The sequence below is a fragment of the Pseudomonas sp. GL_091 genome, assembly GCF_057837725.1.
On record NZ_CM174451.1, the window covers coordinates 2831091 to 2844339 of the forward strand.

General features: G+C 60.7%; 12 protein-coding genes. 1 reads left to right on the plus strand and 11 read right to left on the minus strand.

Features of this window, described 5'->3' with window-relative positions:
* Positions 1–136 precede the first annotated feature (136 nt).
* Both AC3ITY_RS12980 and AC3ITY_RS12985 read right to left on the minus strand, forming a co-directional pair.
* Positions 137–904 (minus strand): SDR family oxidoreductase, encoded by a 768-nt coding sequence (locus tag AC3ITY_RS12980; protein ID WP_008046696.1) that lies wholly within the window; start codon positions 902–904, stop codon positions 137–139.
* Between the two features lie 24 nt (positions 905–928).
* Positions 929–1996 carry a phosphotransferase family protein gene (locus AC3ITY_RS12985; RefSeq protein WP_489309641.1) on the minus strand — a complete coding sequence of 356 codons (1068 nt, stop codon included), beginning with the start codon at positions 1994–1996 and terminating at the stop codon, positions 929–931.
* 190 nt (positions 1997–2186) lie between these two features.
* Between AC3ITY_RS12985 and AC3ITY_RS12990 the strand changes: the two genes are divergently transcribed.
* Positions 2187–2582 carry a DUF4280 domain-containing protein gene (locus tag AC3ITY_RS12990; RefSeq protein ID WP_489309643.1) on the plus strand — a complete coding sequence of 132 codons (396 nt, stop codon included), beginning with the start codon at positions 2187–2189 and terminating at the stop codon, positions 2580–2582.
* A 102-nt stretch (positions 2583–2684) separates the two neighbouring features.
* On the opposite strand, the gene AC3ITY_RS12995 is transcribed toward AC3ITY_RS12990, so the two are convergent.
* From AC3ITY_RS12995 to tssE, 9 genes are all read right to left on the minus strand, one after another.
* Positions 2685–3227 (minus strand): toxin-antitoxin system YwqK family antitoxin, encoded by a 543-nt coding sequence (locus tag AC3ITY_RS12995; RefSeq protein ID WP_489309645.1) that lies wholly within the window; start codon positions 3225–3227, stop codon positions 2685–2687.
* Between the two features lie 13 nt (positions 3228–3240).
* Positions 3241–5250, minus strand: a complete 2010-nt coding sequence (locus AC3ITY_RS13000) for a type VI secretion system Vgr family protein (protein WP_489309647.1) — start codon at positions 5248–5250, stop codon at positions 3241–3243.
* A 14-nt stretch (positions 5251–5264) separates the two neighbouring features.
* Positions 5265–5933, minus strand: coding sequence for a hypothetical protein (locus AC3ITY_RS13005; protein WP_489309649.1), 669 nt, complete (start codon positions 5931–5933; stop codon positions 5265–5267).
* Positions 5934–5951: 18 nt separating this feature from the next.
* Positions 5952–6662 (minus strand): hypothetical protein, encoded by a 711-nt coding sequence (locus AC3ITY_RS13010; RefSeq protein WP_489309651.1) that lies wholly within the window; start codon positions 6660–6662, stop codon positions 5952–5954.
* 145 nt (positions 6663–6807) lie between these two features.
* Positions 6808–7458 carry a hypothetical protein gene (locus AC3ITY_RS13015; RefSeq protein ID WP_489309653.1) on the minus strand — a complete coding sequence of 217 codons (651 nt, stop codon included), beginning with the start codon at positions 7456–7458 and terminating at the stop codon, positions 6808–6810.
* Between the two features lie 23 nt (positions 7459–7481).
* Positions 7482–10025 (minus strand): type VI secretion system ATPase TssH, encoded by a 2544-nt coding sequence (tssH, locus tag AC3ITY_RS13020; protein WP_489309655.1) that lies wholly within the window; start codon positions 10023–10025, stop codon positions 7482–7484.
* Between the two features lie 2 nt (positions 10026–10027).
* A complete protein-coding gene (gene tssG, locus AC3ITY_RS13025; RefSeq protein WP_489309657.1) occupies positions 10028–11053 on the minus strand; it encodes a type VI secretion system baseplate subunit TssG in 1026 nt (341 codons plus the stop codon).
* On the minus strand, positions 11017–12810 hold the full coding sequence (gene tssF, locus AC3ITY_RS13030; RefSeq protein ID WP_489309659.1) for a type VI secretion system baseplate subunit TssF: 1794 nt from the start codon (positions 12808–12810) through the stop codon (positions 11017–11019). Before tssF ends, tssG begins: the two co-directional genes overlap by 37 nt.
* Positions 12794–13234 carry a type VI secretion system baseplate subunit TssE gene (tssE, locus tag AC3ITY_RS13035; protein ID WP_489309661.1) on the minus strand — a complete coding sequence of 147 codons (441 nt, stop codon included), beginning with the start codon at positions 13232–13234 and terminating at the stop codon, positions 12794–12796. Before tssE ends, tssF begins: the two co-directional genes overlap by 17 nt.
* Positions 13235–13249 lie beyond the last annotated feature (15 nt).

Genomic DNA, 13249 nt, shown 5'->3' on the forward strand with positions numbered 1-13249 from the left:
GGCTCCTGTTATGCAGTGCTGAAATCTGGGTGACGCTCACGCTCGCAAGGCAGCCAATCGGCTGCCTTTTTTTCATATTCTGGATCAGCAAGAAGCCGCCACTGGTTGCCTTTCTTGTTTCAATCGCTGACTCACATCAGGACAGAAACCCCCCATCCACATTCAACGAAACCCCGGTTGTATAGCTGGAAGCATCGCTGGCGAGGTAAAGCACCGCCCCCGCCATCTCACTCGGATCCGCAACCCGCTTGAGCGGAATCTGCTGCAGAGCGGTGTTCAGAATGGCTTCGTTTTTCACCAGCGCCGAGGCGAATTTAGTATCGGTGAGGCCTGGCAGCAGGGCATTACAACGAATCCCGAACTGCGCGCACTCCTTGGCAAACACCTTGGTCATGTTGATTACGGCCGCCTTGGTCACCGAGTAGATGCCCTGGAAGATCCCCGGCGAAACACCGTTGATCGACGCCACATTGATGATGCTGCCGCCACCGTTTTCGCGCATCAGCTTGCCGGCTTCGACCGACATGAAGAAGTAGCCGCGGATGTTCACGTCGACGGTTTTCTGGAAGGCGCTGAGGTCGGTGTCCAGCACGTTGCAGAACTGCGGGTTGGTCGCGGCGTTGTTGACCAGGATGTCGAGGCGGCCGAACTGTTCCTTGATGCCGGCGAAGACCTGGCTGATCTGTTCCATTTCGCCGATGTGGCAGGCAACGGCGGTGGCCTTGCCGCCAGCGGCGATGATCGCATCGGCGACGTGCTGGCAGCCTTCAAGCTTGCGGCTGGAGACAATCACGTGGGCGCCTTGCTGGGCCAGCAGTTTGGCGATGGCTTCACCGATGCCACGGCTGGCGCCGGAGACGAAAGCGATCTTGCCGTCGAGGTCGAACAACTGAGTCTTGGACATGGGATTCCCTTGTAATGAAGCCGATCAGAGGCTGGATTTCGAAATGACCTGCAAGCTCATTTGCTCCAGCAGTTTGTTCATGTGAATGAACTGCGCGAAGCGTTTGTCCTGGGTCTGGCCGTGATAAAAGCGGTAGTAGATCTGCTGCACGATGCCGGCCAGGCGAAACAGGCCGTAGGTGTAGTAGAAGTCGAAATTGTCGATGCGGATGCCCGAGCGTTCAGCGTAGTAATCGACAAACTCACCGCGTGTGAGCATGCCCGGCGCGTGGCTCGGCTGGCGGCGCATCATCTGCACCGGCGCCGGATCATCGGCTTCGATCCAGTAGGCGAGGGTGTTGCCCAGGTCCATCAGCGGGTCGCCGAGGGTGGTCAGTTCCCAGTCGAGCACGCCGATGATCTGCATCGGGTTGTTCGGGTCAAGGATCACGTTGTCGAAGCGGTAGTCGTTGTGCACGATGCTGGAGGTTGGGTGATCGGCCGGCATCTTGTCGTTGAGCCAGGCTTTGACCGTTGCCCATTGTGGCGCATCGGGGGTCAGGGCTTTTTCGTAGCGATCGCTCCAGCCTTTGATTTGCCGCGCCACGTAGCCTTCGGGTTTGCCGAGGTCACCCAGGCCGTAGGCGTTGTAGTCGACGCGATGCAGTTCCACGAACTTGTCGATGAAACTCTTGCACAGGGCTTCGGTTTTCACCGAATCCAGTCCCAATTCCGGTGGCAGGTCCGAGCGCAGGATGATGCCGTTGACCCGTTCCATGACATAGAACTCGGCACCGATCACCGCTTCGTCGGTGCAGTGCACGTAGGCTTTCGGGCAGTACGGAAAACCGTCGCGCAGTTGATTGAGGATGCGGAATTCACGGCCCATGTCGTGGGCCGACTTGGCCTTGTGGCCGAAGGGCGGGCGACGCAGGACGAATTCCTGTTCGGGGTATTCCAGCAAGTAGGTGAGGTTTGAAGCACCGCCCGGAAACTGGCTTATCCGTGGCAAGCCGCTGAGCCCCGGAATATGGGCCTTGAGGTACGGATCGATCAGGCTGGCATCGAGCTCTTCGCCGGTGCGGATACGGGTGGACTGGTCGTTAAGCGCCATGCTTATCCCTTCTGCTTATTCTGGAGGCCTTAAACTATTGGCTAATCTAATGCTGAGGCGGGAGTGCCACAAGCGTGGCACGGTCTTATAGGTTAGCGTGTTGCAGGATAATCAGCGTTCCTGATGTGCGAGAACACGCCCGGCGGACTATGGTTCAGGGGATCGGGTGCTGCCAGGAAGGAGGTTCGAAATGGGCTGTCCGCAAGTCTGTGCCAGCGCCACACTGCAATGCAGCTTTGGCGCAGCGCCGGCCGTACTCAACGTGCTGCCGGTCAATCGCACACTGACCGCTGGCCTGCCGGCGGCGAACATCATGGATCACATCCCGCTGGTCAACATCATGCCCTTCGGTGTGTGCACGAGCCTGGCCAACCCGACGGTCGCGGCCGCCACCGCTGCGGCGCTGGGCGTGCTGACACCGATGCCCTGCATCCCGGCGACCGCCACGCCGTGGATACCGGGCGGGGCACCAACGGTGCTGCTGGGCAACATGCCGGCGATCGACGCCAACAGCACCTTGATGTGCAACTGGGCCGGGGTGATCAAGATTGTCATGCCCGGGCAGATGCAGATGCTCATTCCCTGACTCCCACAGGGGATCTTCTGTGAATGCAGTATTTGTGAACAGCAGTGATCACTGTGGGAGCGGGCTTGCCCGCGATGGGGTCATCTGAGCCAATACAAGGCTTCAGGCCTCGGCAGTATCACTCCAGCGCCTGAACCACCAGCGTACCCTCGAGATCGGCTTGCCTTCGGCGCCCAGCGGTCGCCCATCGGCGGCGAAACCCTGTTCCGGTTCCAGCAACTGACCGTTGAGATACCGCGCCTCGACGGCGGTTTTCCCGTTGGGGTGAAACCGCTGATACCGCCCCTCGCGCACGCCATCGCGGTAGAACTGCGTCTCGGCCAGTTGCCCGTCAGGGAAGTAGTTGTTCGCTTCACCGTGAAGCAGGCCCCGGCGATAAGTCGCCTTGCGTTGCAACCCGCCTTCGGGCGCAAAGAAACTGGCCACACCGTGCAACTTGTCGCGCACATAAGGCAGTTGCGCCGAGACATTGCCATTGGGGTAATACAGCAGGCTCGTGCCCTGTAGCTCGCCCTGGCTGTAGCTCAGGTTCGCCTGAGGTCGACCGACGTCCTTGATGCGCAGCGGGCCTTCCAGCCGGCCTTCAAGCAAGTGCCCGTCGAGGTGGTTGTCGCCACGCTCCAGATCAAGTTTGCTCGATGTCATTGCGTAACCCTCCTCAGTTGACCTTCACCAGGCCGCCCTTGATGGTCAGCATGCCGCCGCCGTCGACGGTTTGCTCGGCGGCGGCCTTGTTCATCAGGCTGATCCCGGCATCGTTGGTCAACGTCGTGCCCGCCTTGTTTTCCAGCGCGGTGCCGGCCTGGTTGCTCAAGGACGTGCCGGCTTTCTGGCTGATCGAGGTGCTGGCCTCGGCGGCGAGGTCCGCGCCGCTCTTGATCGCAAAACTGCCGCCGCTTTGCAGGGTCAGGGTGCCGGTCACCTTGATGGTCAGGTTGCCGTCCACGGTCAGGCTGTAGTTGCCGGTGACCGTGTGGTCGTAGTTGCCGCCAGTGCTGTGGGTCTGGTCGGCGCCGACTTTCACTGTGCGGCTGTCCTTCACGTCAAGGCTGTCGCTGCCGGTCTGGATGGTCACGCTGCGTTTGCCTTTCTCCAGGGTCACAGTCTCGTCGCCTTCCTTCACCGTGCGCGTGCGCGCGTTCTGCACCGTCAGGGTTTCGTCGTGACCGACGGTGGCAGTGGTGTCGTTGAGTACGTTGATCTTGAGATCCTTCTGCGCCTGCAGGAACACCTCTTCGGCGTCCTTCTTGTCCTCAAAGCGCAACTCGTTGAAACCGCCGCCGCCCTTGGATGACCGGGTCTTGATCCCGGACTGGGTCTGATTGGCAGGCAGCGCGTAGGGCAGGGCGTTGTCACCGTTGTAGACGCAACCGGTCACCAGTGGCCGATCGGGGTCGCCGTCGATAAAGGTCACGATCACTTCCTGGCCGATGCGCGGGACGAACTGCATCCCGAAACCCTTGCCGCTCCAGGGTAGTACCACTCGCACCCAGCAGGAACTGGCTTCGTCGTTCTTGCCATCGCGGTCCCAGGGGAACTGCAATTTGATGCGGCCGTATTCGTCGGTCCAGATTTCTTCGCCGGATTTGCCGACCACAATCGCCGTTTGCGTATGCATGCGCGGCTTGGGTGTGATTCGAGTCGGGCGGTAAGGCGTGGCCTTGGGGATCGCTTCGAACCGGTTGCGGTAGTTATCGTGGCTGGCTTCGTGAGTCACCGCCGTCACCACCCAATCGATATTCAGGCTCGCATCATCATGGCCGGCGAGGGTGAACCAGTGCCCCGGCACCAGCCAGCGGCAGTCGCTTTCGCCGACGAAACGCTTCTCCTGACTGCGCAAGCCTTCAACCCGCTGTTTGGTCAACGTATCGCCGCGGGCCTTGGCGTTGTAGCTGCCCGGGTGCTCGTAGATCGAGCGAGGCCCCGCGATTGCTTCGGCCTGGCTGTAGAGCGAAGTGGTCGGCGTGGTGAATTCGTAATCCGTTGCCCGATAAACGCCGGCTACGGCTTGCATGCACACTTGGCCGGAGCGAATGCCATGCAGTTCGCGCTCGCCCATCTGCTGGCCGAGATAGTTCACCTTCGGCCCGTTCGGGATTTGTGGGAAGGCATCGTTACTGTCCCCCAACACCAACGTGTGCTTGCCGGACTCGTGGGTGAAAAACCAGAAAATCCCTTCTTCCTCCAGCAACCGAGACACGAACGCGAAATCGGTTTCGCCGTACTGCACGCAGTATTCGCGCGGGGTGTAACTGCCCGTGAGCGAGAGCTTGAAATCGGAGAAACCGTGGGCCTTGAAAATCGTGGTGACGATGTCCGAGGTGCTGAGGTTCTGGAACACCCGGTTATTGCTGGCCAGGGTCAACCACCAGAGCCACGGTTTCAGGACAAGCTGATAGCGCTCGGCGGTGGCGTCGGCGGGGAGCTGACGGATTTCGGCGACCAGCGCGTCGAAGGGCCGGGTTTTTGCGTCGTTGTGCAGGGTGGTGGTGACGTGAGTGGCGACGGCTGTGGTCAGAGTGAGTGCGGCGCCGTCGTTGAGGCCATTGAGGGTTTGCGAGCCAAGTGCGTTTAGCGTTTCTTCGCCGGACAGCGACTCAGGGTAAAGCGCCGACAGCGAGGCGGCGGTCAGGGAGAGGCTGGTGTTGCTGTCGGTGGTGCGGGGCATCGAGCGACCTCTTTTCAGGCTCTGACATCAAAAAGAATGGGACGATGGTCGGGACCGCTCATATCAAACACGGTTTCCAGGTAGGTGAGGTCAACCGGGACGACTTGCACATCAACTGAAGCCAGTACCCAGTCGAGTATTCCGCCCTTGCTTTGGGTCTGTCGACCTCCCCAGCATTCGTAGGCGAGTCCTGCTGTATCGAGTTGCCCGACATTTTGATACTCCATGTTCAGGTCGCCCGTCGCGACCCAGTTCCCGCCCAAGGCGGTGCAGGATTTGAGTTGGCTTTTCGTCAGCCCGGTCTGGCCCGATTTGAAATGCGCTAGAAAGACATAGCCGGTGTAACCGTTCACTCCGTTAGCTTCCACGGCAATAAGATCTCTGTTCAAACCATGCAGGCTGCCTTGGCTGCACACTTGTAAGGCTTCAAAGCTTTTGACCATGACGATGTAGCCGTTCGAGTAGCCACCGGCGAACGCACAGACCCTGTAGTTCGGGTAGATGGAGGCCAGGTTTGTTGCGTAGTTGACCGTTTGGGCCGAGTGTATTTCGCAGAGAAAAACAATGTCAGCGTCCCAATCATCGCTGGAGCAGCACTTGCTGATAAAAAAATCTACCTGAGTTTGTTTATCCAGAGTGGATGATTTGCCGTTTTTTTCGATGTTGAAACTGGCGATTCTCATGTTTCAGTGCTCTCGCAGTTACATCATGATGCAGGTGCTTTTTTTCTCGACCGGTTTCTCACCCTGGAAGTGGAAGTACTTCCAATGGCATTTGAATTGGTCACGCTGGTGAAACAAAAGCTTGGCCAATTTGCACTCCTTTGCGTTGTTGTCGTACATCATGAACGGCGCACACAAAATCTGTGCGAACTCTTCCGAGGTGGCAGAGTTGCTGAGGTTGGCCTGCAGATCATTTATTTTTTTGATGAAGTTATTGATGTTGTTTCCGACACCTTGGACGGGAGAGTATTCCTGCATGGGGAAACAGATGCCGATGCCGGATCCGGTCAACCACTGGCGCAGTTTGAAAATACTGACCCAGCCTTGGTAGAGGATCGTTTCGTTGCCGATCTTCTGGAGGGTCAGACCGTGCTCCCAGGTTTGTATTGGGCCGTCGGTGTTGATGTCTTGTCCAAAATTCAATACGACGGTGTACAAACCATCTGCCGAGCGTTCATTGATAGCGGCGCAGTATGTGGTATTGATCTTGTACTCAACGCCACATAGCCGCTTGACGACTCCTTGCATGACGCCGGTGCAAATGTCGTTATCCAGCAAAGCCTCATCATCCAGAACGGCATTTATTTTCTGGAAGGTGGCTTCACTGTAGGGTCGGCTCAATAACGTTTCGAACTCTACTGCCTTGTCTGGCTTTTCTGCGGGGCTTGAGCTGGAACTGGCACCGAGCATGTGGGGTTACTCCTGCTTGTTCGACATCACCTGTGAAAATCCCGCTGTCATTTGCCGGTTGCAAAAGTGGCATTTTAAAATCCGTTTCAACAAGCGCAGAAATGTTCTGTCGTCCAGCCGCCGTCCTGACTCAAGCACTCAATGGCTAAAGCTGGTCATTCCCGATGGCTTTGAACGGTGAAGGGACGTTGATCCAGTAGCAGCGGTTCGTCCCCAGGCAACTTGAGTTCTTGTGCTCTTCGCGAAAGTCGTCGATATCGCTGCGTAGGGTGTTTTCCCTTCGCTGTGCGAGTGCGCGGAGTCTCGAGCGTTCGTTGGTCAGCGCGTCCGCCAGCAAGGTGAGAATGTTCTGTGCAGCATCCAGCTCATTGATGGATTCGTTCAGAAGGGCGACGGAGTAGGCTTCGCGATAGGCATCCTGGCAGTCTTTGCACTCGCGGGTCGTCTTGCCTGCATAGAAGTCTGCCGTGTTGTAGGCCTGACGCGTCGAGGCCGCCAGGGAGTGCTCCAGCAGATGCAACGTATTGGTGATGCGATCCTTGTTGGAGGTGGATTCATCTGTCAGTTTTTTATAAAGCTCACTGATACCGTAGGACGCGGCGAGATCAAAGGCTTTTGCCAGGACGGGGCCGACAATAGGGACATGGGACAGTGCGAACGACGCGGCACTGGTACCTGCCGTTTGACCATAGCTCGTCATATCATTGAATTTTTTTTCCAGTCCGCCGCTTTCCGGTGCGGCGGCACGTTCTTTCGCCAGTGACATTATTTTGAAGGTTGCATCTGAAGGGATCATGCCGCGCTCCTTAATCCGGGTAATTACTCCAACACCCACTCCGCCAGTTTCCCGGTCACCTGGGTCATCAGTACGTTCTCTACATCCCTCGCACCCGCCGCACTGCACTTGGCCAACACCGCCTGCACAATCCCGGCATCAAACTCAAATTGCTTCCCGGTGGCGGCCTTATACCTCCCGCGCAATTTCTCCAGCTTCGCCAACACAATCCCTTCCAGCGTCGCCTCATCCAGTGGCCGATACGCCACCACCGTCATGCGCGCGAGAAACGCCGGGCGGAAGGCTTGCAGCAGCACCTTGTGCAAGGCTTCGTTAAAGGCATCAGTGCCAAGTTGCGCGACCGGTGTGTCGAGCAACAGTTCGGCGCCCACGTTGCTGGTGGCCAGCATCACGGTGTTCTTGAAGTCCACCACCAACCCGGTGCCGTCTTCCATCACGCCTTTATCGAACACGTTGTAGAAGGCTTCGAGCACATCCGGGTGCGCCTTCTCGATTTCATCGAGCAACACCACCGAATAGGGTTTGCGCCGTACCGCTTCAGTCAGTACGCCGCCGCTGCCATAACCGACATAACCGGGCGGGGCGCCCTTGAGTTGGCTGACGGTGTGGGCTTCCTGGTACTCCGAGAGGTTGATGCTGATCAGGTTGCGTTCGCCGCCATACAGCGCGTCGGCCAATGCGTAAGCGGTTTCGGTTTTACCGACGCCCGTAGGGCCGACCAGCAGGAACACACCAACAGGTTTTTGCGGGTCGGTGAGGCCGGCGCGGTAAGCCTGCAGGCGCTGGGCTATGGTGCCCAGCGCGATGCTTTGGCCCATGACGCGCAACCCCATGCGCTGGCCAAGGGTGCGCACGGCGTGGGCTTCGTCGGCGAGCATTTTGCCGACCGGGATGCCGGTCCAGCCGGCGATCACGGCTGCGACGGTTTTTGCATCGACCTGTTCCGGCACCAGCGGATCGTCCTGGCGAATGGCGTCGAGCCCGGCTTCCAGGCGCACCAGTTCGGCGGCCAGATGATCGATGCGGCTGTCGATGGCTTCGTCCGGCTTGTCGCTGTCGGCGCGTTCGCTCAAGGTCAGCAATTCGCTGCGGGTTTCCAGCAGTTCGCGCACCGCGACCCGTTCTTCATTCCAGCGCACTTCCAGTTCGCGAATCGCTTGCACATTGGCCACGGATTCGGTTTCAAGCAGGGTGATGCGCTCGCGGTGATCGAGCCCGGTTGCCTGTTCGCGGCGCAGGCGTTCGACTTCGTCTTTGAGGCTGTTCTGCCGGTGACGCAGGCTTTCCAGTGGTGGCGGCACGTCGTGCTGGCCAAGGGCGACCCGGGCGCAGGCGGTGTCGAGCACGCTGATGGCTTTGTCCGGTAACTGGCGCCCGGAGATGTAGCGATGGGACAGTTTCACCGCTTCGTGAATCGCCGCGTCGAGCACTTGCACGCCGTGGTGTTGCTCCAGTTTCGCAGCAACGCCACGGAGCATTTCCACGGCGGTGGTTTCGTCCGGTTCCTCGACTTGCACCAACTGGAAACGCCTCGCCAAAGCGGGGTCTTTCTCGAAGTATTTTTTGTACTCCAGCCATGTGGTGGCGGCCAGCGTGCGCAACTCGCCACGGGCCAGGGCTGGTTTGAGCAGGTTGGCCGCGTCGCTGCCGCCTTCCGCGCCACCGGCACCGATCAGGGTGTGGGCTTCGTCGATGAACAAAATGATCGGTTTTTCCGCGCTGCGCACCGCGTCGATCACCCCTTTGAGGCGTTGTTCGAACTCGCCTTTGACCCCGGCGCCGGCCTGCAACAGGCCGAGATCGAGCACGCGCAAGCTGACTTCCTGCAAGGACGGCGGCACATCACCGGCAGCGATGCGCAACGCCAGTCCTTCGACCACGGCGGTCTTGCCCACACCCGGCGCGCCAACCAGGATCGGATTGTTCTGCCGACGGCGCAGCAGGATGTCGATGCATTGGCGAATCTCACCGTCGCGACCGACGATGGGATCGATGCGCCCGGCGTGGGCGTCGGCTGTCAGGTCCTGGGTGAACTGGTCCAGCACCGAGTCCTGTTTCGGCGCTGGGTTGCCGGCACTCACCGCACGTTTACCGCCGACGTGCTCGCGAGAACTTTCGGTCCATTCCAGCAGGTTGTTGCGCAAAGCCTCTCGAGGAATCTTCAACAGTGATGAAGCACTGTTGAGCAACAGGCTGCGGCGCTCGTCGCGGTCGATCAAGGCAAGTAGCAGCAACCCTGAGCGAATGCTCTCCAGCCCTAGCACACTGGCCTGTACCACCGCGTCTTCGAGCAACCCGGTGGTGTGCGACGACAATGCCGGGGTGCGCGTGCTGCCGGACTTGAAGAGCTCCAGCGCTTTGTTGATTTCCGCCGTCAAGGCATCGCGCTCCAGGCCGAAGCGCGGTAGCAGATAAGCGAAGTCTCCGCCCTCGATGTCCAGCAACTCCAGCAGCAGGTGTTCGATTTCAACGTAGTGGTGGCCTCGCTGCAGACAGCGTTGCGCGGCCCGCTCCAGGGCGCGGCGGTTGTCCGGGTTGAGGCGTCCGATCAGGCTGGCCAGTTCCATGTTCAGGTGATCTCCAGCTGACGAAGACGGGTTTCGATGCGTTGCACCGCCAGGCTGGTCTGGCGTTGCAGGCCGCCGTTCCAGCTGAGCAGTGGTGGTGCCTGGCGACCGAGTTTGATTGGGCCGGCACCGCGTACCAACAGCACCAGGGTGCAATCCAGGTCCGGGCCAAAATACAGCGCGCTGAGGCTGGCTAGTGCCGGGTGGGACTCGCCATCGGGCAGGAACCGCGCCGCCTGGGCAGAGGTCAGCGGGCCAAGGGTCAGGCGGATGCCGGCATGTTCATCCCAGACCCGGGTGCCGGCCACTGCCGTGCGACCCAGTTGCAGGTTGCGGCCGCCGGGGATCATGCGGCTGCGACTGGCGGGCGGGATCTCGCGCCAGGCACCTGCATAGGCGCTCAGTTCAACCGGCAGTTCGAATTGCTCACGCACGATGGCGGCGAAGCCGGCGAGGGAGCGGCGCCCATCGGCGAACAGCGCGCTGCACGCCAGCACGGCACAGTCAGGTACCGCCTGACGCTCGCGCAAGGCTTTGGGCAGCAGGCCGGTCAATGCCCTGAGTTGCGCCTGAACCGCCGAGGCACCGGGGGCGGTGAACCCCACGGCAATCCGGTGTTTGCGCATCACTTTGTACAGCAGGCTCAGCAGCCGATGCTGAAACAGATCGAGAAATTCAGCGGGCGCGTAATCCTTGGCCCGCGCGCGTTGCTGCAACCATTCCTGATAGGCGTAGGGCAGCGGGCCGTCGGGACCGCCGAGACCAAACACCGGGGTACTGAGGACCGGATGCTGGCCGGGCTCCTGGGTCAGGCTTTCGATTTCGCTGGCGGCAAACAGCGGCGTCAACGGGCCGCGCAAGCGCAGTGCTTCCGCTTGCGGAGCGGTGCCGCTGCCCAGGGATTCGGCTTGCGGATGTTCGCGCTCCAGCAGCAACAGTGCCTGCAACAGTTCGAACCCCTGGGGATCCCGGCGCAGTCGTTGGCTCAGGCTCAGAGGGACAGTGGCATGCCGGCTTGGGGTTGCCATGTCTTCACCTCCCTGTCTGATTGAACCAGCACCGTGCGCACGAAACGGTTGGCGGTGGCATAGAGGGAAAAGAACTGCGCAAGCACCGCTGAAAACAACACCGCGCTGCTACCGACGAAATGCTGTGGGTCGAGTTGCAAGCGCACCTCCAGCCCATTGCGCCAGCCACGCCAGGCGTCTTCGCCGACATGGGCAATGACGCGTTCACAACCGAGGCTGAGCAGGCCTTCGATTTGCCGCCAGGCGCTGGCCTCGTCACGCAGGTTGTGCAGCTGGAGGATTTCCTTGAGTGCATCCAGCGCCTGTGGCCCTTCGACCAGCGACAAATGATTGAGGGTCAGTTGCGAGACCAGCCGCCAGCGCGACTCGCCGTCCAGTCGCGGCACACTTTGCGGGCTGGGCGGGTTGCGCAGGCGTGCCCAGGCCACCGGGCCCGGACGTTCAAAGCCTAACGCTGTGCCGGCCGGCAGGCTTTGCGCCAGGTGCCGATTGGTGCACAGCAGTTCAGCAGTGAGGCTGTAGTCGACGGCCTCGGACAACGGGTCGAATCGGGTGTCCACCAGGCTCACCAGCAGGTCGGTGCCAAGGCGATTGGGGGTCATGCCGCTGACACGTCGGGCATGCCAGTAGCACTGTTTATCGGTGCCGCCATGTTGGCTGCCGTAATAGGCCGGTACTCGCTGAACCCCGCGACTGGAGGTGGCGCGCATCGCCCGGATGCTATGGATCTCGACGCTGTTTTCCCGGTGGCTGTCGGCGACCAGGCGGTATTCGCTGCGGGTCCCGTCCGGGCGCAGCGGCTCTGAGGTCCGCGGGAACAGATTGATCACTGGCGTGCAGCCCAGTGCAAGATCGCTGGCCTGAAGGTGCAGGCGGTTGGTCGGGGCGCGGTCGAAGACGATGTACAGGTACAGCGCCTGACTGTCGCTGGTGGCGCCTGCCAGTGGCAGGTCGAAGAAGTTGAATTTGTCCGCGAAGGCAAAGTACTCGGCGAGCAGGCGCATGCCGGGGTGCACGCCATCCTCGTCCGGCAGCAAACCTTCATCGCCGGCAAAACCGACGATTTTCGGCAGCCCGGCAAGGGCTATCGGCACGCTGCCGACGGGGCCGGCCAGGACCTTCACGGCATGGGCGCCGAGCAGATCGTAGAGGCAGGCGTTGACCACCGGGGACGCACACAGGTGGACGCGCAACTGTTCAATGCCCAGCGTCGACCACTGGCTGTCACCGAGGCAGCGCAAGCCCAGCCGCAACGCCGAACGTGCCTGGGCAACGCCGGTCAGGGCCTGGGCTTCATCGCTGCCCAGCAGCAACGCTTCGGTAATTTCCACCGGCCACAGACGCACGGGTGCACTGGTGCGAAAGTGGATGCTTTCGCCTTTGCTGGTGGTGACGAACAGCGGTGTGTCCCGTGGCAAAGGATAGCCGCCAGCGAGATTGCCTTTGCTCGGGTCCGGCTGGAAGTGCACGATCGCGCAGGACGGCAGCGGGCGCATGGCCAATGGATAGAGTTGTTCGAGCAGGGCATCGCTGAATTCGGCATAGTCGTCATCGAGCCGGCGTTGCAGGCGGGCGGCCAGCAGCGCGAATCCCTCAAGCAGCCGTTCGACGTGGGGGTCGGGGCATTCATCGGGGGACAACTCCAGCCGCCTGGCAACCTTGGGGTAGCGCTCGGCGAAAATGCCGCCGGCATGGCGCAGCCAGGTCAGTTCCCGCTGGTAGTAATCGAGCAGTTGCGGGTCAATCGAGTCGCTCATGACGCACCTCAAGGCCATCGCTTGCCTTCTCGATGACAAATGCCACGGGCCAGTGCTGCTGGCCGCTGCGCAACTCGCCGAGCAGGCGGATGCTCAGTTGCTGCGGATGGTCGGGGACTGGATTGACCTGAACCTCGCCCAGTTTCAGGCGCGGTTCGAAATGGTTGATGGCCTCGCGCACTTCCCGCGTCAACTGCCGTCGGTCATCGCTACGCTGCTGTTGCAGGGCGGTCCAGTCAGCGAGGCCGTAGTCGAGAATGCTCGGTGGCGAAGTCAAGGCATGAGGGCCGCGTCGGGTGTTGAAAAGGCGCAGCAATTCCGTGCGGACAGAGTCGAGCAGGTCCTGGAGGTCGAACACGTGTTGCGTGTCGACCTCGCTTGTGGCCAGTCGCTCGAACAGCGGCGGGAGGAGGGAGCCTGCCATGGCCTATGCGCCCGC

Excerpts from the sequence above, each read along its gene's own strand:
- AC3ITY_RS13015 (WP_489309653.1), bottom strand. The coding sequence starts at position 7,458 with ATGATCCCTTCAGATGCAACCTTCAAAATAATGTCACTGGCGAAAGAA.
- tssG (WP_489309657.1), bottom strand. The coding sequence starts at position 11,053 with ATGGCAACCCCAAGCCGGCATGCCACTGTCCCTCTGAGCCTGAGCCAA.
- tssH (WP_489309655.1), bottom strand. The coding sequence starts at position 10,025 with ATGGAACTGGCCAGCCTGATCGGACGCCTCAACCCGGACAACCGCCGC.
- AC3ITY_RS13010 (WP_489309651.1), bottom strand. The coding sequence starts at position 6,662 with ATGCTCGGTGCCAGTTCCAGCTCAAGCCCCGCAGAAAAGCCAGACAAG.
- AC3ITY_RS13000 (WP_489309647.1), bottom strand. The coding sequence starts at position 5,250 with ATGCCCCGCACCACCGACAGCAACACCAGCCTCTCCCTGACCGCCGCC.
- AC3ITY_RS12980 (WP_008046696.1), bottom strand. The coding sequence starts at position 904 with ATGTCCAAGACTCAGTTGTTCGACCTCGACGGCAAGATCGCTTTCGTC.
- AC3ITY_RS12985 (WP_489309641.1), bottom strand. The coding sequence starts at position 1,996 with ATGGCGCTTAACGACCAGTCCACCCGTATCCGCACCGGCGAAGAGCTC.
- tssE (WP_489309661.1), bottom strand. The coding sequence starts at position 13,234 with ATGGCAGGCTCCCTCCTCCCGCCGCTGTTCGAGCGACTGGCCACAAGC.
- tssF (WP_489309659.1), bottom strand. The coding sequence starts at position 12,810 with ATGAGCGACTCGATTGACCCGCAACTGCTCGATTACTACCAGCGGGAA.
- AC3ITY_RS13005 (WP_489309649.1), bottom strand. The coding sequence starts at position 5,933 with ATGAGAATCGCCAGTTTCAACATCGAAAAAAACGGCAAATCATCCACT.
- AC3ITY_RS12995 (WP_489309645.1), bottom strand. The coding sequence starts at position 3,227 with ATGACATCGAGCAAACTTGATCTGGAGCGTGGCGACAACCACCTCGAC.
- AC3ITY_RS12990 (WP_489309643.1), top strand. The coding sequence starts at position 2,187 with ATGGGCTGTCCGCAAGTCTGTGCCAGCGCCACACTGCAATGCAGCTTT.